Origin of the sequence: Synechococcus sp. MU1617, assembly GCF_020514235.1 — a bacterium.
Lineage (GTDB): Bacteria > Cyanobacteriota > Cyanobacteriia > PCC-6307 > Cyanobiaceae > Parasynechococcus.
This window is the reverse complement of record NZ_VTLB01000008.1, coordinates 1-19144: the sequence shown is the minus strand read 5'-3', so window position 1 is coordinate 19144 and position 19144 is coordinate 1. Positions and strand designations below refer to the sequence as shown.

The window sequence follows — 19144 nt, the reverse complement described above, 5'->3', positions numbered from 1 at the left end:
GATGGTTCGCTCCAAGCCTCTCCGTGGCGGGCGACCTCAGGCCCCCTCGGCACCCACTCGACGCCAGCTTCAGCAGCTGGCCACAATCTCTGAATCCGCCCAGACAACATCTGAGGTGGAGTCTTCCACCCGCCAAGCCGCTCTGGAACGCCGCCGTGCCCTCACCACTTCGGGTAAGGCCGCTCAACTGGGTGGCGGCTCAGTGGGCGGCGGTCGGATTCGCTCCAGCAACGACGTCAAGCGTCCCGCTCCCTCTCAGCCGGGCTGGGTACGACGCGAGAAAGCAGCTACCCGGGCGGTTCCTTTCAATCTGAGCCGCAGTTCGCTGCCGATTACCCATCGGCGTCATCCGTTGACGGATGCATCGTCGAACTCCCGTCTTCAGGCCTACGAGCTGGAGATCAAGGGACGTTTTGATCGGATCGTTCCCCTGCTCCAACAGGTTTCAGCGCTTCAGCACGAAACCGATTTCATCCCCCAAGCCCAGCGGTTGTGCCGGGCCGAACTCGGGTTTGACCTGCCGGATCACATCCTGCAGCGGGCCTGGGTGCGTCCTCTCGACATGCGCGCCCTGTTCGCCTGGTGTGTGTTCGAAAGTCACCGGCTGTTTAGCGATCGCTTTTTCCAGGACGACCCACTGGATGCCGGTACGGGCAGTGCTGCCTCCAGAGAGTTCGAACAGTTCCTGCTCGACTGCGGTATCCATCTGCTCGATCTAACGCCCTGCGCTGATGGTCGTTTGGCCCATACCGTGGCCTACGCCCTGCGTATTCCCTTCAGTGCTGTGCGTCGCCGTTCCCACGCCGGCGCCATGTTCGACGTGGAGAACACGGTGAACCGCTGGGTCAAAACCGAGCATCGTCGTTACCGCGAAGGCTCACCCAATCCCTCCACCGAACCGACCCGTTATCTGAAGGTGGTGACTTACCACTTCAGTTCCCTCGATCCCTCCCACCAGGGCTGCGCTGCCCATGGCAGCAATGATGAACTGGCGGCAGCCGCGGGGCATCAGCGCCTGCTCGATTTTCGTGAGTCGGTGGAAAACAGCTTCTGCTGCGGTGCCTCCGTTGATCTTTTGCTGATCGGCCTCGACACCGACACCGATGCGATCCGGGTTCACCCCCCAAGCCGCGACAGCGAAATGGTGCTCGACCGTTGGCTTTGCGCCAGAGAACTACATGCAGCTACGGCATCGATGAGTGCTGATCAGGCGATGGCGCAGATTGCAGAAGCCGTTGAGAGCTCTGCTCCTGGCCCCATGGATGCCGGGATGGTGTCTTTCCTGACCCGGTTGCTCGCCAACAACTTCTCCCAAATCGATTACGTGCAGGATCTGCATGGGGGTACTTACCCGGATGCCGGGCACGCGGAGCGGTTCATCGGTGTTGGCATCGGCTTCAAAGAGGTGCATCTGCGCAACCTCACCTACTTCGCTCACCTCGACACGGTTGAAGAGGGCGCCCCTGATCTCGATGTGGGCGTGAAAATTTTCAAGGGTCTGAATGTCGCCCGGGATCTGCCGATTCCGGTTGTGGTGCGTTTCGACTACTCAGGCCGGGTGCCCGGTGCTCGGGAACGGGCCATCGCTGATTGCCTACGGGTGAACCAGGCCATCGCCGATCGCTACGCAGCTCTCGTCGATGAGGGTCTGCTCCACACTTGTCTCACCATTCGCGACCGCAACCAGACGGCTCCGGCCGAGGTCGTCGGTTCCACGCTCGACCCGCAACTTCCGGAGGCTCACTGATCATGCTCATCGTCAAGGTCGTCAAGCCGCTCGTCTCCACCAACCGGATCCCCGATTTCGAGCACAAGCATCTGCAGGTGGTGCTCGATGGCAGCACCAAGAAGGTGGCGGTCGATGCGGTCGGTGCCAAGCCGGGTGACTGGGTGATCTGCGTTAGCAGCTCGGCCGCCCGTGAAGCCGCCGGCAGCAAGTCGTACCCAAGTGACCTCACGATTGTGGGGATCATTGATCACTGGGAGCCCGACCCTCCGAAGACCTCTGCTCCATCTCCCAGCCCCAGCAACCCCGCGGGAGGCAAGGCCAGCTGATGGAGATCATGCAGGTGATGGGCACGTTGATCTGCTCCTACCGGGTTGCCGGACTGGATCACATGCATCTGCGCATCCTGCGCAACAACAAGGGCAAGAAGCTGGTGGCCGTTGATCCCGTTGGGGCCCGTGAGGGCAACTGGGTGTTTACTGCCAGTGGTTCAGCTGCACGGCATGCCTGCCCTGACAACACCGTTCTCACCGATCTGACCATCGGTGGAATCATCGATTTCTGGAATCCGGACGGATAGGGACCACCTATTTCCCTCCGCCGTTTCCGTTCCGCTTCCACACCTTCACAGCCATGGCCACTCCTTCCCCCACCCCCCGTCGTCGCACCACCCGCAGCACGGCTGCGGCAAACAAGACCGTTGATGTGAAGCCCGTGGCCAGCACCCCTGCTCCGGCGTCGACTCCCGCCAAGGCCTCCCCTGCGGCAACAACAGCCCGTCGCTCTTCGCCCACGACCACCCGTCGCAGCAGCGCCTCCAGCACAGGATCCGGTGGTGGATCAGCTGTGGCTAAACCCGCTGCTATGCCTTCCCCAAAAGTCCCCGGTGTGGCCTTGGGCTTGATCGAGACCCGCGGCATGGTTCCTGCTATCGAGGCAGCCGATGCGATGACCAAGGCTGCGGAAGTCACCCTGATCTGCCGTGAATACGTCGGTGGTGGTTACGTCACGGTGATGGTGCGTGGTGAAACCGGTGCCGTGAATGCCGCTGTGCGTGCCGGAGCTGATGCCTGCGAGCGGGTCGGTGATGGCCTCGTTGCCGCTCACATCATTGCCCGCCCCCACAACGAAGTGGAACCAGTGTTGGCCGGCAGTGGCGCAGCCCGCCGTAGCTGAAGGTCAAAAAGCCACCTCATTGCCGTTCACAAAGAGCCCTTTTGCTGATGATCGGCTCTTAGATTCGCCGGCCATCTAGCGACAAGCTCGATCATCATTCCGCTCGCTGTTTTGACTCCGGAGCTTTCGCTACCTCAGCAGACCGCCTGGTTGATCCCGCTCTATGGGTTCATCGGGATGTTGGTCTCTTTGCCGTGGGCCTGTGGCTGGTTCAGGCGTGATGCGCATCGACCGGCGGCGTATCTGAATATTTTCCTGACGCTGGTGGCCTTCGTTCACGGAAGCCTGATCCTGCAGGAGGTGTACCAATCGGGGCCAGTGGATCTGGCCTTCCCTTGGCTCACTGTGGCGGATCTGGAGCTGGATATCAGCTTCAGTCTTTCGCTTACCAATTTGGTGGCCTTGGAACTGATCACGGGCCTCAGCTTGCTGTCCCAGGTGTATTCCCTGGGATACATGGACAAGGAGTGGGCTTTGGCCCGCTTCTTTGCACTGCTCGGATTTTTTGAGGGGGCGATGAGCGGCGTTGTGCTCAGTGACTCCCTGTTCCAGAGCTATTTCTTGCTGGAGATGCTGACCCTCTCCACCTATCTGTTGGTGGGCTTCTGGTATGCCCAACCCCTGGTGGTGACCGCTGCCCGGGATGCCTTCCTCACCAAGCGCGTTGGTGATGTGCTGCTGCTGATGGGTGTGGTGGCGCTCTGCAGCTACTCCGGTGTGATGGGGTTCAACGACCTCTATGCCTGGGCCGCCCAGGACACCCTCTCTCCTCTGGCTGCGACTCTGTTGGGTTTGGGCCTGGTTGCCGGTCCGACGGGCAAATGTGCCCAGTTCCCCATGCACCTCTGGCTGGACGAAGCCATGGAGGGCCCGAATCCCGCCTCGATTCTCCGCAATTCGGTGGTGGTGACCTGCGGCGCGATTGTGCTGTTGAAGGTGATGCCGATCCTGCAGCTCTCTCCCATCGCTATCGGCGTGATGCTCGTGATCGGCAGCATCAGTGCGATCGGCGGCTCCCTGGTGGCCCTGGCTCAGGTCGACATCAAACGAACCCTGTCGTACTCCACGACGGCCCATATGGGGCTGGTCTTCATCGCCATTGCGCTGCAGATCCCGGTGCTGGCCCTGTTGCTCCTGTTCACCCATGCCGTCTCCAAAGCTCTGCTGTCGATGAGCATTGGTGGGGTGATTGCCTCCACCAACTGTCAGGACATCACCGAGCTGGGTGGCCTTGGCAGCCGGATGCCTGCCACCACCACAGCCTTCCTCGTGGGGGGTGCCGGTTTAGTGGGCTTCCTGCCCCTGGGTGGTTTCCTGGCGCTTGCTCAGTCGATTGAGTTGCTGAGCGTGCGCTCTGTGCCGTTCATGGCCGTGTTCCTACTGACTAATGCCCTTACTGCCGTTGGGTTGGTGCGGGTGTTCCGCCATGTGTTCATGGGCAATGCATTGATCAAGTCCCGCCGGGCTGCCGAGGTGAACTGGCAGATGGCTCTGCCGATGGTGGCGCTCACCGTGATTGTGCTGATCACTCCGCTCCTTTTGGTGCGGCTTGAATCCCTCGATGGTTTGCTGGCTTTCCCCCTCTGGGCAGCAGCTCTGGTGGTGGGAAGCGGACTGCTGGGCCTCCTTGCCGGCGCCGTGCTCCCCTTGAGCAAGGCCTGGTCCCGCTCGCTGAATCCGGTGCTGCGCTGGTGGCAGGACCTGCTGGCCTACGACTTCTACACCGAGCGCTTCTATCGGCTCACCATCGTCAACGTGGTGGCTGGCTTCTCTCGCCTGGCCTCCTGGTTCGACCGAAATGTGGTGGATGGTCTTCTCAATGGGGTGGCTCGTTTCTCACTGGCCAGTGCTGACAGCCTCAAGCTCAGCGTCAGCGGCCAGAGCCAGTCGTATGTGCTGACCGTGCTCCTGGCCATCGTTCTTTTCCTCACCGCGGTGAGCTGGTTCCTCACCTGATCGCCCCGAGATGCTTCTTTCCCTCCTGCTTCTGATTCCCTTCCTCGGGGCTCTGGCTCTGATCCTCTGGCCGGGATCCCCGTCCAGTGCACGCTTGCGCGATGTCTCCATCGTGCTGCTGGTGATGCAGTGCCTGGCGAGCTTTGCCCTGCTGTTGCCCTTCGATGCAGCCGATGCTGGTTTGCAGTTGGTGGAACAGGCCCGCTGGGTGCATGCCATTGGGCTTGATTACGCCTTGGCTCTGGATGGTCTGTCGTTACCGCTGGTGCTGATGAACGGGGTGCTCTGCCTCGTGGCGGCCATTGCGTCGCGCACGATCGAGAACCGACCCCGGGTTTACTTCGCCCTGCTGCTGGTGATTTCTGGAGCGGTGAATGGGGCCTTCCTGGCCCAGAACCTGCTGCTCTTCTTCTTGTTTTACGAACTGGAACTCATCCCCCTCTGGATGTTGATCGCCGTTTGGGGCGGTTCTAATCGTGCCTACGCCGCCACCAAGTTCCTCATCGTGACGGCCGTTTCAGGCGTTCTGATTCTCGGCGCGTTCCTCGGCATTGCGTTTGTCACTGGAACCATGGACTTCAGTCTGCGGCCGATCCTGGCCGGTGAACTGGGCATGACCACCCAGCTGGTGCTGATGGGCGCTCTGCTGATCGGCTTCGGCATCAAGATTCCACTTTTCCCCTTCCACACCTGGCTGCCGGATGCCCACACCGAGGCCTCCACGCCGGTGTCCGTTCTTCTGGCCGGCGTGCTGCTCAAGCTGGGCACCTATGGGCTGCTCCGTTTCTGCCTTGGCTTGTTCCCCGATGCATGGCAGGTGGCTGCTCCCTGGCTGGCCGGCTGGGCCGCGATCTCGGTGCTCTACGGATCCCTGGCAGCGATTGCCCAGACCGACATGAAGCGCATGGTGGCCTACAGCTCTGTTGGACACATGGGCTACGTGCTGCTTGCCGCCGCCGCCGCTACGCCGCTCGGGTTGATGGGAGCCCTCTTCCAGATGGTCAGCCATGGCCTGATCTCCGGGGTGCTCTTCCTGGTGGTGGGTGTGGTTTATGCCCAGACCGGCACCCGCGACCTCAACGTGTTGCGTGGTCTGCTCAATCCCCAGCGCGGCCTTCCGCTGACTGGATCTCTGATGATTGTCGGCGTGATGGCCAGTGCCGGAATTCCCGGCATGGCCGGCTTCATTTCCGAATTCCTGATTTTCCGCGGCAGCCTGCAACCCTTCCCCCTGGCCACGCTGCTTTCAATGGTGGGATCGGGCCTGACGGCGGTGTACTTCCTGCTGTTGGTGAACCGCGCCTTCTTTGGTCGCCTCGCGATCGCCCCAGGCGAGGTGGTGAATCCCCGTATCCTCGATCGCGTGGCGCTGCGGGAGCAGGCTCCGGCCATCGCCCTCAGCCTCGGTGTGCTGGTGCTTGGCCTTGCTCCGGAGCTGCTCTCGAACCTCAGTGAGGCGGCCACCACGGGCCTCAGCCTGATCACTGGAGATCTGTCATGACCCCGACATCCGCATCCCCCGTTCAACCCCCAGTGCTTCCTGATCAGGAGGAGTTGATCCGTCGTTTGCTCAGCGATGCACCGCTGCTCAAGGACACCCCCGACCATCTGCTGCAGGTGGTGAATGTGCTCGAGAGCTATGGCCTGGTTCTCGATGCCTACAGCAAGAACCTGGTGGACCAGGGCGAGCAGCAGATGCTCAATCCCTTCCCGGTGTTCCGCTTTTTCCACGAGGGCTTCAGCCTCAAGCGCCTCTGGACCCATCTGATGGGGGATCGGATCAACTTCGAGTACGCGGAGTACTGCCAGAAGGCGATGTTCTGGCATGGCACCGGTGGGCTCGATGCTTATCTCGACACGCCTGAATTTGCCGAGGCCTGCCAGCGGATCATCAAGTGCAAGTCGGCTCGCGACCCTTTGCTGGCCCTGAACAACCGCCTCTATCCCGACTTCGCGCCTGAGGCCATTCGCTCGCTCACCACGATCTACTGCCTCGGCTTGTTTTGGCGGGTGATGAGTGACATCTTTGTCGACCTAGCCCGTCGCTACGCGATCAAGGAAGTCACCTGCGTTAACGATGTGGTGCATCACATCCGTGATGGCTTGGTGGCGGCGGCGGGAAGCCCGATTGAGTACAAGGTGTCGATCGGTGGTGAAGAGATCTGGGTTCTCCCCCCGGAGGCAGGTCTCACCTTCTTGGTGGATGTGGCGGTGCCCTACGTGGAGGCTGTTTTTTTCCGCGGCATGCCCTTCCTGGGCACGGTGTCATACAACGCCCAGGCCCGGCAGATCTCACCGGACATCAGTGATTTCAAGTACGGCGCCCTTTACGCCGATCCGATTCCCAGCATGGGTGCGGGGATTCCCCCGAGCCTCTGCATGCAGGACATGTACCGCCACCTACCCGAAGAACTGAGCCTTTGGTACGACGACAACGGCCGTGGGCAGACCGATGTGCACGTTCAGATCTGCATCAGCTTCCAGAAGTCGATGTTCTGCGTCACCAATGCCGCCATCGCCGGAACGATGCCGCATCCGCTGGATTCCGATGATCCCGAGCAGCAGGCCGCCAATCGGGCCTACGCCGAGGCCTGGTCTGGGCGCCTGATGGGCTGTCAGCGGGTGGCGCTCCTCTAGGTTTTCAGCAGGTTCAGGCTGAACGGGGGCTCTGATGAATCAGTGGCAAGAGCGGAAACGGCCCGTATGCCTCGAGTGTCGTTTCGAGTTCGACAGCTACGACGCCACCCGCGATTTTCTCGACAAGCTTGGCGAGCACAGCGAGGCGACCCAGCGCTTTCCTGATATCAGCTTCGGGCGCACCTACGTGAACATCACGATCCGGCCGGAGGATGACGGCCCGGAGGCCCAGCTGAGTGAAGCCGATCGCGCCTTTACCGCAGAGATCGATGCCCTCCTCGGTTGATCTGGCTTCGGCCTACGCCGATTCCGGCGTGGCTGAGGTGTTGGACCAACTGGACCGTGAACTGATCGGCCTGGCGCCGGTGAAGACGCGGATTCGTGAGATCGCTGCCCTGTTGCTGGTGGATCAGGCGCGGCAGCAACTGGAGTTGCCCAGCACCGCGCCCAGTTTGCACATGTCGTTCACCGGCCATCCCGGTACTGGTAAGACCACCGTGGCGCAGCGGATGTCGCAAATCCTGCATCGTCTGGGCTACCTGCGCAAAGGCCATGTGGTGACGGCCACCCGCGACGATCTCGTGGGTCAGTACGTGGGGCACACCGCCCCTAAAACTAAGGAGATGATCAAGCGCGCCCAGGGTGGCGTGCTGTTCATCGATGAGGCCTATTACCTCTACAAACCAGACAACGAGCGCGATTACGGCGCCGAGGCCATTGAAATTCTCCTGCAGGAGATGGAGAGCCGGCGCAGCGACGTGGTGGTGATCTTCGCGGGCTATAGGGATCGGATGGAGACCTTCTACAGCTCCAATCCAGGCCTGTCCTCAAGGGTCGCGCACCATCTCGATTTCCCCGACTACAGCGACGACGAGTTGATGGCGATCGCAGGCCTGCTCCTCGAGGCCCAGCACTATCAGTTCAGTGCCAAGGCCGAGACAGCTTTCTTCGAGTACGTCTCGCGCCGGCGTCAGCTGCCTTTTTTCGCCAATGCGCGCTCGGTTCGCAATGCCTTGGACCGGGCCCGTCTGCGCCAGGCCAACCGGTTGTTTTCGCGGATGGGGGAAGCCCTCACCAAGCAGGATCTCACCACGCTTGAGGAAGCGGACATCCGGGCCAGCCGTGTGTTCAACGGCGAAGTGGAGGGCCACCATCCAGCTCAGCACGGCACCTGATCAGGTGCGCCATGCCGAGGCCCACCAGCAGGCCTGCTGTGCCGTGGCCCTGCAGAAGGGCAACCCCGAGCACAAGAACCGCCAAGGGTGCAGGAAGCACGGAGCGGTACAACGCACCTGTGAGGGCGCCGCACCAGCTGCCAAGGCTGCCCAGATCCGGCAGCAGCAGGTGGAGTCCCATCCCAAGTGCGCAGGCGACTAGGAACAAGGGGAAGAACACCCCTCCGCGCCAGCCGGTTTCCAGGCAAAGGCCGAGCATCAGCAGTTTCACGATCGCGGAGAGGAGTAGGACCCAGGCCTCACTTGAGTTCTGGCCTTCCAGCAGGGGCTGCAGCTGGTCTTCCCCGGCGAAGGGAACCAACGGCAACCAGTGCATGCAGGCCCCCAGCAGCAAACCGGTCAGCAGCGGCCACCAGGGCCATCGGGCCAGGAGTTGGCGCTGTTCCAGCCAGCCTTGCCAGCGCAGCAGCAGCCAACCCAGTCCGCAGCCGATTACTCCACCCAGTGCGCCTGCGCTCAGGGTGCCGAGGTCTTCCCCCAGGCTGCTGGGCCAGATGTAGGGGAGCCGTTGGAGCGATCCGCCGCTGGCGGCACCGATGCCATGAAATGCAGCAAAACCAGCTAGGCCGCCGAGGCTGCCAGGCAGCCAGCGGTCGAGGAAAGTTTGTCTTCTGTTCGGTTGGGGGGCTTCGCCAACAACAGCCCCCCCCAGCAGTGGAGCTCCGAAAAAGGCGAGGCTCCCTGCCACTGTTGCCTCCTGAAGCTTCTGGTCACGACCACGCCAGATCCGTTGGCTGATCAGTGCGGCCATGCGGCTCATTAGGGCCTCCGGCCCGACGGCACCTCCACCGATCTGGGCCAAGGCCGCTCCAAGAAGGCCGCGAGTTTCATCGCGTTTCGGAGCCTGGTCTGGATCACGCAGATCACTCAGGGTGTCGCGCAGCTCAGGCAGCAAGGTTGAGGGGCCCGGGCGATGCAGCAGCGACAAGATCAAGCCGCTGCCGCCGCAGATCAGCAGCGACCAGCCCAGGGGAAGGCCGCGATCCAAGCCCTCGAGCACCGGATCTCCCCAGAGCAGCTGGCTCAATCCGCCGATCCAACCCATCACAACGGCTACACCGGCGCCGCTTAAGGCTCCGGTGAGCAGGGCCATCAGGCTGAGGCGAAAGGGAGTCACCAGTGCGGGTCGGTGGCGAATTCAACGTTGAGTTTCGCTGATTTCGAAGCCGGGACGGTGCTGATGCAGGCGCGCACCGTCTTGCCGTTCACGTCGATCTCGCATGCCCCGCAGCTGCCTCCCAGGCAACCGGTGGGAATGCTGATGCCCGCTTCACTGGCGGCCACCAACCAGTCCTGGCCAATGGTTTCGTGGGTTATGCGCCCATCGGGCCAGCGCACAGGAATCGAAGTCATGGCTGGAGCAATGGAGCGAGGTTCACATGCTGCTCGAAGGCATCGGCCAGGCGATCGAGCAACAGATCACGGTGGGCGCTGTGGTTTTTGGGATCGTTGGCTAAGGGTTGCAGCCCCCGTTGATCGCGAAGGCGGTTGAGCCAGGCCCGTCGCCAGGGGCCGTTGTCGAGCAAGCCGTGCAGGTAGGTGCCCACCACGCTCGACCCCTTGGGGCCGAGAGCCCACCAACCCAAACCAGGGTCGCTGCTTAGGGGCTGAAGACCGGGGTCTGGGGTGGTGGTTCCGTAGTGCAGTTCAAATCCGCTCAGCGGTGTCTCCATGGGCCAGAGGCCATCGATGCTGCGCTGGCTCAGTCGTTTTGTTCCGCTGAAGGTGGTCTCCAGGGGCAGGAGTCCCAAGCCGTTCTGGGGCCCCCTCTGATCCGTACCCTCCAGTCCCTCCGGATCGCTCAAGGTTCTGCCCAGCATCTGCATCCCGCCGCAGATGCCCAATACGGATCCACCAGCGCGGGCGTAGGTCCGGAGTTGATCGGCCAGTCCACAGTTGTTCAACGCCTCCAGATCCCGCAGCGTCTGCTTGCTCCCAGGAAGAATTACGGCATCTGGCTCCCCCAGGGGTTCCCCGGTTTGAATCCAGCGCAGCCTCAGGCTGGATTCGGCTTCGAGCGGATCGAGATCGGAAAAGTTGCTCAAAGAGGGCAACCTCAGCACTGCGATCTCCAGATCCGTTGCTCCGCGGGTGGGTTTGCGTTCCAGAAGATCGAGGGAATCTTCCGGTGGAAACAGCTCGTTGAGCCAGGGCATCACCCCCAGCACCGGTACCCCGGTGTTGGCTTCCAGCCAGCGGCGACCCTCATCAAACAGCTCCCGACGGCCGCGGAAGCGGTTGATCAGGATGCCTTTGATCAGCGGGCGCTCCACCGGGCGCAGCAAAGCGAGCGTCCCAACGATCTGGGCAAAGACGCCGCCGCGCTCAATGTCGGCCACCAGCAGGCAGTTGGCCCGCAGGTACTGGGCCAGGCGCAGGTTGGTGAGGTCACGGCGTTGCAGGTTCACTTCCACCGGGCTTCCCGCCCCCTCCAGCACCAGCCGGCCTTGGGGCCATTGCTGCTGAAGCTGCATCAGCCCGCTGCGGATCGCCTGCCAACCGGGGCGGAACCAGTCGCGGTAGTAGTGCTCGGCGCGGGCGATCCCCACGCTTTGGCCTCCATGGATCACCTCACTGGTGCTGTCTCCCCGGGGTTTCAGCAGCACGGGATTCATGGCGCAGCAGGGTTCAAGACCCGCCGCCCAGGCTTGCATGGCCTGGGAGTAGGCCATCTCGCCGCCGTCGACATCAACCCAGGCGTTGTTGCTCATGTTCTGGCCCTTGAAGGGCAGAGCCTGTTCTCCCCGGCGTTGGAGCACCCGGCACAATGCTGCCGTCATCAGCGATTTGCCGGCACCGCTGGAGGTGCCCAACACCATCAGGGGCCGCGGCGTGGTTTGGATCACAGCGGCCAGTGCCGACGCAGGCTGTGACGCAGACGCTCCAGCACCGGAATCGAACGCTGCAGGAGTGCAGGGTCGTCATCCAGAAGTTGTCGACCCAGGGGGGTGAGCCTGAAGCGGCTGGTCAGCCCCTGGCCATCCACTTCGCGGCGCAGCACGCCCACGCTGATCAGCCAACGCAGGTCGTCCTCGAGGGCTTCGCTGTTGCGGAACCAGCGTGTCTTGCGGTTGTAGCGGCTGGGTTCGCTCCAGAGGTCTCCTGCATCCAAGCCTTGCTGCTGAAGATCCCGGTAGAGGGCTTCAGAGAAGGGCAGGCATCCCATGGCCCGGCAAGCCCGGTCACGGCTGCGTCGATCCAGTAGTTCGGTGGGGTGAGCGATGGCGAAGCCTCCCGTCCCTGGCAGCCTACGGAGCGTTGTTCTGCGGTGTGTTCCCGTGCTCATGCTTGCTTCCGCCTCGCCGGCGCGGCGCCGCTTGCTTGAGCAAGCGGGAGTGCAGCATCAGGTGCGCGTCAGCGGTGTGGATGAGGACCAGATCCAGCATGCAGATCCGGTAGAGCTGGTGAAATTGCTGGCTCAGGCCAAGGCCACGGCTGTTGCCCAGACGCTTGATCCTGTGGGCGATGCTGAGATCACGGCCGTGCTGGGCTGTGATTCCGTGCTCAGTTTTGAAGGGCAGGTGTTCGGCAAGCCCTCGGGGCCAGCCGAAGCGATGGAGCGTTGGCAGCGGATGGCTGGCGGCTGTGGATCTCTGCTGACGGGCCATTGCCTGATCCGTCGCGGACAACCTGAGGCATTGGCGTGCGTGGAAACGCTGGTGCGCTTTGCGTCGCTCAGCCAGGCAGAGATCGATGCCTATGTGGCCAGTGGTGAGCCGCTGCAATGTGCCGGGGGGTTTGCCCTCGAGGGCCGCGGCGGCCTCTGCATCGATGGCTTGGATGGCTGTTATTCCAACGTGATCGGCTTGAGCCTTCCTTGGTTGCGTCAGCATCTTTCTGCTTTGACTTAATGCAGCAGCAGATTTCGCGTTCCCGAGATCGCTTGCATGGCGAGGAGTAAAGCCACCAGCAGGTTGCTGCTGATGTGAATGCGCCTGGCCTTCACGGAATGACCAATCAAGGGCTGCAGCGCTGTTGAGCTCAGCAACAGGGTGGTGAGCAACATCCCCATCCAGAAATGGGATTGCCAGAACAAGGGGCTCCAGGGAACATCGCTGAACCGCTCCACGGCGGGTTGCAGCCCCAGCAAAAGCAGGCCGCCTGCAGCGGCGACAGCCCAGAGAAAGCGCTGCCAGACCATTCGGGTCGCCAGCAGGCGTCCGAAGCTGACCATCACAGCACTGCCGGTGACGACCAGACCCAGGGGATGGCTGCTCCAGAGGCTGTGGCCGAGGCCGATCAGCACCGCCACCAGCACCCCGCCGGTAACCCAGGCTCCGTGTTGCGCGTGCTCCACCGGCACCGTGTCGGCGATTGGGTTGATCTTCAATCGTTTCTCCCGCGCCAGGATTCCCAGCCGGATCGTGGCGCCCACCACCGGGTAGACGAACAGGATCATCAGCACGGGGTGGATCAATCCGAGCCAGTCGTGGCTGGTGAGCGACTGCAGTGCCTGGGGATCAACCAAAAAAAAACGCAACCCTGAACCCAGGGTTGCGCATCGTGGGGATTTGAACTGCGGATCTGGATCAGACCTTTCTGGAGTAGTACTCCACCACCAGCAGTTCGTTGATTTCCAGGGCAACCCATTCGCGTTCGCAACGGGCGGTGACCTTGGCGCTCAGCTTGGACTTGTCCAGCTCGAGGTGGCTGGGCACGTTGGCCAGACCAGGGAACTCGAGATTGGCTTCAGCCAGCTTTTTGCTGCATTTGCGCTCGCGGATGGCGATCACATCACCAGGCTTGCACTGGTAGCTGGCGATATCGGTCACACGACCGTTCACGGTGACGTGACCGTGGTTCACCAGCTGACGGGCGCCGGGCACGGTGGGACCGAAGCCGAGGCGGAAACAAACATTGTCGAGACGGTTCTCGAGCAGCTTGAGCAGGTTGGTTCCGGTGGAACCTTCCTGGGCGCGCGCTTTCTTCACGTAGCGCACGAGCTGACGCTCGGAGACGCCGTAGTTGAAGCGAAGCTTTTGCTTCTCTTCGAGACGGATCGCGTATTCAGAGCGCTTGCGACGGGCTTGGCCGTGCTGACCGGGGGGATAGGACCGTTTGGCGGCCTTCCGGGTGAGACCGGGGAGGTCTCCCAAGCGCCGCGTGATCCTCAGACGAGGGCCGCGGTAACGGGACATAGGTGGGAAGGTGTGTGTTGAGATCGTGCGGTTGTTGGGCATGCTGGAACCGAAAGAGTCCCAGGCATCTGCCGCGATGCACGAATCAACCACTCTATCTGGCGGCCCGATGGCCAAGCTGCGACAGGCGATTAATCATGCTCTGGCGGCTGTTCTCCTGGCCGGTATTGGTTTTTATCGGCGCTTCATCTCCCCGATGATCGGGCCCCGCTGTCGCTTCATGCCCACCTGCAGCGCCTACGGCCTGGAGGCCATCCAGAAGCATGGTCCCTGGAAGGGGGGCTGGCTCACCGTGAAAAGGCTGCTGCGCTGCCATCCGTTCACTCCCTGTGGCTGTGACCCGGTGCCCGATTGATGAAGCAGCTCACCCTATACAGCCGCGCCGGTTGCTGCCTCTGTGAAGGCTTGGAATCCCGCTTGCGTGCCCTCGATCTCTTGGGGCTGTCGATCGAGCTGACGGTGATTGATATCGACGCGACCGGCACCCCCCAGGAGCTGAAGGCCCGCTACGACCTCGAGGTGCCTGTGCTCGCTCTCGATGGATCTGAGCTCCCCCGGGTCTCCCCACGTCTTACGGGCGAGGGACTGTTGAATTGGTTGCAACGCTGTCTGTCCACGGCGCTCTGAACGGCTTAAAACTCCCCCATGCAGAGGGGAGATGGGATGACGCAGGCGTTGCATGCCCTGTTGAGTGATGCAGGCATCGCAGTGCCGCCTGGGCTGGTTAACCCTGGATTAGAGGCGATCACCACCGATTCCCGCCGCGTCGGCCCTGGAACCCTGTTTCTCGGACTCCCCGGCGAACGGGTGGATGGAGGCACGTTCTGGGCCCAAGCCCTTGAGGCCGGTGCCGCCGCTGCAGTGATTGGAGCTCAAGCTGCTGCCACACAACCGCCAGGTGCTGATGACCCGGTGGTGGTGATCCAGGAACCGGTGGCGCGTCGGATCGGTGAGATCGCAGCGGCCTACTGGGATCACCCCTGCAGGCGTATGGCCCTGATTGGTGTGACCGGCACCAACGGCAAAACCACCACAACCCATTTGATTGAGCATCTGGCTGCTTCGTCCGGCCAAGCCGTGGGCTTGTTCGGCACGTTGGTGAACCGCTGGCCGGGCCACAGCATCACGGCCACCCACACCACGGCCTTTGCCGATCTCCTTCAGGGGCAACTTGCCGAGGCGGTCTCCGCCGGCTGTGGCCTGGCGGCGATGGAGGTGAGTTCCCACGCTCTGGCGCAACAGCGGGTGGCGGGCTGCCGCTTCGCGGGAGCCGTGTTCACCAACCTCACCCAGGACCACCTCGACTACCACGCCTCGATGGAGGACTACTTCGAGGCGAAGGCGTCGCTGTTTGCGGATCCTCTGTTGTTGGAAGGCGATGCGCGATCGGTGGTCAACAGTGATGACCCCTGGGGGGCGCGGTTGGCTGAACGGCTAGGCGCCGCCTGTTGGCGCAGTTCGCTTGAGGATCCATCGGCTGAGTTGCGCATGAGCGATTTGCAGATGACGGCCGCTGGGGTGGAAGGTCGCTTGATCAGCCCTGTTGGCGAGGGCCGTTTTCGTTCGCCCTTGTTGGGTCGCTTCAACTTGATGAACCTGCTGCAGGCGGTTGGGGTGCTGCTTCAGCAGCAGTTGCCTTTGCCGGTGCTGCTGGAGGCCATCGGCCGATTCGGTGGCGTGCCGGGCCGGATGGAGCGGGTGATTTTGAACGGTGTGGATGCAGCGAATTTGCCTCCGGTGCTCGTGGATTACGCCCACACGCCCGATGGCTTGAGTAACGCTCTTTCAGCAGCGCGTCCGTTCTGCACCGGGCGGCTGATCTGCGTGTTCGGTTGCGGTGGTGATCGGGATCGGGGCAAGCGTCCGCAGATGGCGGCGATTGCGTCACGCCTGGCTGACCGCGTGGTGGTCACCTCCGACAACCCCCGCACCGAGGATCCTCAGCAGATCCTGGATGACGTGGTGGCGGGGATTCCGGACGGAATCGATCTCATTGTGGAGGGCGATCGGGCCAGTGCGATCGCCTCAGCTATCGCAGAGGCTGAGGCCGATGATCTGGTGCTGGTGGCCGGTAAGGGGCACGAGGATTACCAGATTCTCGGCACTGAGAAGGTGCACTTTGATGATCGCGAGGAAGCTGAACGCGCCCTGCGTTTGAGGTTGTTTTGAAGCTGGTTGCTCCAGGCGGTTGATCTGAGCCGATCAAAGGGTGCTGATCGCTGCCACTAGGGCGTTGATGTCGTCGTCTGTGGTGCTGATGTGGGTGCAGGCCCTCAAGCAACTGGGGTCTGCCAGATCGCGAATCCAAAGCCCCTGGGCACCCAACTGCTTCACATGCTCTGCAGGGAGCACATCTCCGTTGATCTGAAAGCTCACCAGTCCGCTGGCGGGCGGCGCCTCCAGCAGGGGGGTGACGCCCGCTAGCCCCTGGAGTTCCTGCCAGAGCTTGCTGCTGAGGGTTCGGATGTGGTCCCAGCGTTGTTGGGCTGATCCAGCGTTCTCCAGCAGTTGCAGTGAGCTGCGCAGGCCGGCCATCAAGGGCACGCAGCTGGTGGCCACTTCAAAGCGGCGGCTGTCGTGGTGAAACAGATCGCTGCTGTTGAGATTGGCTTTGCTTTCATCGCGCAGGCTGCGCCAGCCGATCACGGTTGGAGCGGCCTCGGCAACGACACGCTCGGACAGCGCCACACCCCCCAGCCCTTCAGGCCCACAGGCCCACTTGTGCCCGGTGAACGCATAGATGTCTGCCGCGGCAGCGGCCTCTTCAATGGGGATCTGTCCGAAGCTTTGGGCGGCATCCACCAACAGAAAGGGCTGTTGGGGGTGTTGGTTGAGCTGATCGGCGACGGCGGCAATCGGCATCACCTGTCCGGTGTTCCAGAGCAGATGGCTCAGCACCACCAGGCGCGTGCGGGGGGTGAGGGTCTGCGTGATTACCTCGATTACGGCGGCATCGCACTGGGCTTGATCCCCCCGCACATGCTTTACCGGCAGCACGTCGATGGCGAGGTTCTGGCGCCGCGCCAGTTCAACGCAGGCGCTCACCACTCCGGGGTGTTCGCAGTCGCCGATCAGCAACCGGTCTCCTTCAGCAAAGGGAAGTCCCCACAGCGGCAGAACGCAGCCGCTGGTGACGTTCTCGGTGAGGGCAAGCCGATGGGGCGGAACACCGCAGCACTGGGCCAGAAGCCGCCGGGTGCTGTTCACCTCGCTGGCGATGTAGGGCCACACATCTGTGGTGAACGGCCCCAACTCCTGAATGCGCGCCCAGCTCGCGGTGATCGCCTCGAGGGATGGACTGGGCAACGGTCCCTGGCCGCCGTAGTTGAAGTACGTCTTGTTCTGCAGGGCAGGGCAGAGGTTTCGCATGGTCACGGCTGCCTGTGGTGGCTTTGCCGCCATGTTGCTGCAGGCATTCAGCGAGCTGTGCTGTGCAGCCCAATGAATGAGATGAGCAATGTGGCTCGCTTAAGCGGCCAAAGGATCCTGGAAGTTGTCACCCTCGAGGGAATTGTTCCCATCTTGGTTGCCATCGGAACCGATCACGCCGGAGGTCCCAGGTGCTTCGAGTGAGCCGACATAAGCGGGCTCAGACTCAATCGCGTTTTGCTCCTTGAAGGAGCTGTTATTCCAAGTGGAATTTTCACCCTGGCTATCGAGCTCATTCCAAGAGACTCTTTCAGATCCTTGGAAATTCTGATCACCTGTGTGCAGGGTCTTGCCCCAGTCATTGTCGAGGACAGCTAAGTCAGCGAGGTCGATCTTGCCGTTGAAATCAGCATCAACATCTTTGGCGAGCGATGCATCGACAATGCCGTTCCCATCAGCATCGGTTTCGTTGTCACCGGGGATGACTGTTTGCTGACGTGCAGCGCCAGCATTGAGGTAGGCAAGGTCTTTCATCGAAACCCGGCCGTCGTAGTTGAGGTCACCTTGGAAGGTGATCAGGTTGGAGGAACCTTTGCCTTCATTGGTGAAGATCTCTGATCCGTCGGCCTGGATGGAGACGATGCCATCAGAGAGATCAAGGACATTGCCAGCTGCACCGATGACCTTGATGTCGGTGGTGAGTGTGGTGGATTCACGGGCATCGCTGATAAAAACACCATCGATGAAAGACCCACTGGCAACGCTGGTCTGTGAGAAGTCAGCAGAAGCGAGGGTGGCGTTCTGGTTGTAGACCTCGCTGTAGTTGAGATTGTTGGCTTGGATGTTGCCGACGTTGAGCCAGTCGACGGATGTGGTGAGTGTGTCTCCTGAGCGGATCAAATTGGTAAACGTGGCATCAGCACCGATGACGCGCTGAGTGCCTAAGACGAGGCCATCACCAAGTTGCTCGAAGTTGATCTTGGCCTCATAAAGGGTGACGTCTTCACTGTCGACAGCCATGTAACCGCCGAGATCATTGAGAGTGACAATCTCGCGGTTCAGAAAATCAGTTGCATCAACAAAGTCTTTAGAGAAAACCGTCTCGTCGGCATTGGCAGATAGTGAGAAGGAAAGTGGGTTGGTGACGAGACTGCCGTCTGATTTTTTTTCGATTGTGGACAGAGCAGCCTCGTCAAAATCCAGGCTGATCGATGCGATCATTGCTTCTGAGGAGATGCTTTTCCCAGCGCCAAGTGCCGAAAGGCTCGCAGCTGCAAAGCGCAATGTGCCTGATTCGTTGTCAATTTCTACTGCATTTGCAATGGGTAATTCCCCGCCAATCCGGATGTCGGAAGCCTTGATGTCCTCGAAAAGAAGTGGATTAAAGTGTAGTGTTATGTCCGCCGATTCGATGTTGTAACCATTCTTCAGGGATTCGCCAGTGATCAAAAGTGAATAGCTGGAATCATGATCAACTGAATCGCCTAGCACGGCAACCTGAGGCAGGATCGAAGATTCGGACGTTAATAGAGCCTGAAGGCGTAATGCACGATCCCCCGGGTCAATGTCTTCGTTAAAGAGGTAGACGGAATCGTCGAATTGAATCCTGTCAACATTTCGCAATGTATCGGTTCCATAATAGGAATCATTTCTTACTACTTGGTAAAAATATCCATCAAGATCTCGAGATTTTGTGATTCTGTAGTCAGACATTACGCCATCGAGATTTAGTTCTTCAAAGCCAATGATGAGGTCATCGCCTGACTGATTGCCCTGTTCACCGGCTTGAGGAGTGATTAGATCCCCGTTGTAATCGAGGAAAGAGATCTGACCATCGAGGTCAATCCAGATGTCTTTGTCGTTGTAGTTGTAATCATCGAAGTAATAATCACCTTGTCCAGCGCCGG

Annotated in this window: 21 protein-coding genes; 13 read left to right on the top strand and 8 right to left on the bottom strand. The window is 61.3% G+C overall.

Features of this window, described 5'->3' with window-relative positions; genetic code table 11:
* The first annotated feature begins 1 nt into the window (after position 1).
* The 9 genes from FZZ90_RS12440 (at position 2) to cbbX (ending at position 8670) form a co-directional block, all read left to right on the top strand.
* Complete coding sequence (locus FZZ90_RS12440) at positions 2 to 1747, top strand: carboxysome shell carbonic anhydrase (RefSeq protein ID WP_226426092.1); 1746 nt, start codon at positions 2 to 4, stop codon at positions 1745 to 1747.
* 2 nt (positions 1748 to 1749) lie between these two features.
* The gene (locus tag FZZ90_RS12435) at positions 1750 to 2055 is read left to right on the top strand and encodes a carboxysome peptide A (protein ID WP_226426091.1); all 306 of its coding nucleotides are present in this window, start codon (positions 1750 to 1752) and stop codon (positions 2053 to 2055) included.
* On the top strand, positions 2055 to 2306 hold the full coding sequence (locus FZZ90_RS12430) for a carboxysome peptide B (RefSeq protein ID WP_115095164.1): 252 nt from the start codon (positions 2055 to 2057) through the stop codon (positions 2304 to 2306). The genes FZZ90_RS12435 and FZZ90_RS12430 overlap by 1 nt, the downstream gene beginning before the upstream one ends.
* 53 nt (positions 2307 to 2359) lie before the next feature.
* Positions 2360 to 2902, top strand: a complete 543-nt coding sequence (locus tag FZZ90_RS12860) for a BMC domain-containing protein (RefSeq protein ID WP_304623292.1) — start codon at positions 2360 to 2362, stop codon at positions 2900 to 2902.
* A gap of 111 nt (positions 2903 to 3013) precedes the next feature.
* A complete protein-coding gene (locus FZZ90_RS12415; protein ID WP_226426089.1) occupies positions 3014 to 4858 on the top strand; it encodes an NAD(P)H-quinone oxidoreductase subunit F in 1845 nt (614 codons plus the stop codon).
* 10 nt (positions 4859 to 4868) lie between these two features.
* The gene (locus FZZ90_RS12410) at positions 4869 to 6359 is read left to right on the top strand and encodes an NADH-quinone oxidoreductase subunit M (RefSeq protein ID WP_226426088.1); all 1491 of its coding nucleotides are present in this window, start codon (positions 4869 to 4871) and stop codon (positions 6357 to 6359) included.
* Entirely contained in the window at positions 6356 to 7495 is a 1140-nt protein-coding gene (locus tag FZZ90_RS12405) for a CO2 hydration protein (RefSeq protein WP_226426087.1), read from the top strand. The genes FZZ90_RS12410 and FZZ90_RS12405 overlap by 4 nt, the downstream gene beginning before the upstream one ends.
* A 34-nt stretch (positions 7496 to 7529) precedes the next feature.
* On the top strand, positions 7530 to 7781 hold the full coding sequence (locus FZZ90_RS12400) for a 4a-hydroxytetrahydrobiopterin dehydratase (RefSeq protein WP_226401286.1): 252 nt from the start codon (positions 7530 to 7532) through the stop codon (positions 7779 to 7781).
* The gene (gene cbbX / locus FZZ90_RS12395; protein ID WP_226426086.1) at positions 7765 to 8670 is read left to right on the top strand and encodes a CbbX protein; all 906 of its coding nucleotides are present in this window, start codon (positions 7765 to 7767) and stop codon (positions 8668 to 8670) included. Before FZZ90_RS12400 ends, cbbX begins: the two co-directional genes overlap by 17 nt.
* On the opposite strand, the gene FZZ90_RS12390 is transcribed toward cbbX, so the two are convergent.
* From FZZ90_RS12390 to FZZ90_RS12375, 4 genes are read right to left on the bottom strand one after another with little or no spacing between them, the layout of a single operon-like run.
* Positions 8624 to 9847 (bottom strand): chloride channel protein, encoded by a 1224-nt coding sequence (locus tag FZZ90_RS12390; RefSeq protein ID WP_226426085.1) that lies wholly within the window; start codon positions 9845 to 9847, stop codon positions 8624 to 8626. The two genes, cbbX and FZZ90_RS12390, sit on opposite strands and share 47 nt — an antisense overlap.
* A complete protein-coding gene (locus FZZ90_RS12385) occupies positions 9844 to 10083 on the bottom strand; it encodes a 2Fe-2S iron-sulfur cluster-binding protein (protein ID WP_226426084.1) in 240 nt (79 codons plus the stop codon). The genes FZZ90_RS12390 and FZZ90_RS12385 overlap by 4 nt, the downstream gene beginning before the upstream one ends.
* Positions 10080 to 11549 carry a cobyric acid synthase gene (locus tag FZZ90_RS12380; RefSeq protein WP_226426109.1) on the bottom strand — a complete coding sequence of 490 codons (1470 nt, stop codon included), beginning with the start codon at positions 11547 to 11549 and terminating at the stop codon, positions 10080 to 10082. The genes FZZ90_RS12385 and FZZ90_RS12380 overlap by 4 nt, the downstream gene beginning before the upstream one ends.
* A 23-nt stretch (positions 11550 to 11572) precedes the next feature.
* On the bottom strand, positions 11573 to 12016 hold the full coding sequence (locus FZZ90_RS12375) for an Npun_F0494 family protein (RefSeq protein WP_226426083.1): 444 nt from the start codon (positions 12014 to 12016) through the stop codon (positions 11573 to 11575).
* On the opposite strand from FZZ90_RS12375, the gene FZZ90_RS12370 reads away from it, so the two are divergent.
* On the top strand, positions 12015 to 12581 hold the full coding sequence (locus tag FZZ90_RS12370; RefSeq protein WP_226426082.1) for a nucleoside triphosphate pyrophosphatase: 567 nt from the start codon (positions 12015 to 12017) through the stop codon (positions 12579 to 12581). The genes FZZ90_RS12375 and FZZ90_RS12370 overlap by 2 nt on opposite strands.
* On the opposite strand, the gene FZZ90_RS12365 is transcribed toward FZZ90_RS12370, so the two are convergent.
* Positions 12578 to 13198, bottom strand: a complete 621-nt coding sequence (locus FZZ90_RS12365; protein WP_226426081.1) for a DUF4079 domain-containing protein — start codon at positions 13196 to 13198, stop codon at positions 12578 to 12580. The genes FZZ90_RS12370 and FZZ90_RS12365 overlap by 4 nt on opposite strands.
* 61 nt (positions 13199 to 13259) lie before the next feature.
* Complete coding sequence (gene rpsD, locus FZZ90_RS12360; protein ID WP_011363781.1) at positions 13260 to 13868, bottom strand: 30S ribosomal protein S4; 609 nt, start codon at positions 13866 to 13868, stop codon at positions 13260 to 13262.
* 76 nt (positions 13869 to 13944) lie between these two features.
* On the opposite strand from rpsD, the gene yidD reads away from it, so the two are divergent.
* Genes yidD through FZZ90_RS12345 form a run of 3 tightly spaced genes read left to right on the top strand, consistent with a single transcriptional unit; the run spans position 13945 to position 16037 of the window.
* Complete coding sequence (gene yidD, locus FZZ90_RS12355) at positions 13945 to 14223, top strand: membrane protein insertion efficiency factor YidD (protein WP_368506436.1); 279 nt, start codon at positions 13945 to 13947, stop codon at positions 14221 to 14223.
* Positions 14223 to 14495, top strand: coding sequence for a glutaredoxin family protein (locus FZZ90_RS12350; protein ID WP_226426079.1), 273 nt, complete (start codon positions 14223 to 14225; stop codon positions 14493 to 14495). Before yidD ends, FZZ90_RS12350 begins: the two co-directional genes overlap by 1 nt.
* Positions 14496 to 14531: 36 nt before the next feature.
* Positions 14532 to 16037, top strand: a complete 1506-nt coding sequence (locus FZZ90_RS12345) for a UDP-N-acetylmuramoyl-L-alanyl-D-glutamate--2,6-diaminopimelate ligase (protein ID WP_226426078.1) — start codon at positions 14532 to 14534, stop codon at positions 16035 to 16037.
* A 33-nt stretch (positions 16038 to 16070) separates the two neighbouring features.
* Here the strand turns inward: FZZ90_RS12345 and FZZ90_RS12340 are convergent, their stop codons facing one another.
* The gene (locus FZZ90_RS12340) at positions 16071 to 17237 is read right to left on the bottom strand and encodes an aminotransferase class V-fold PLP-dependent enzyme (protein ID WP_226426108.1); all 1167 of its coding nucleotides are present in this window, start codon (positions 17235 to 17237) and stop codon (positions 16071 to 16073) included.
* 99 nt (positions 17238 to 17336) lie between these two features.
* Positions 17337 to 19144: hypothetical protein (locus FZZ90_RS12335; RefSeq protein WP_226426077.1), on the bottom strand; the 1808-nt coding region annotated here is incomplete at its 5' end.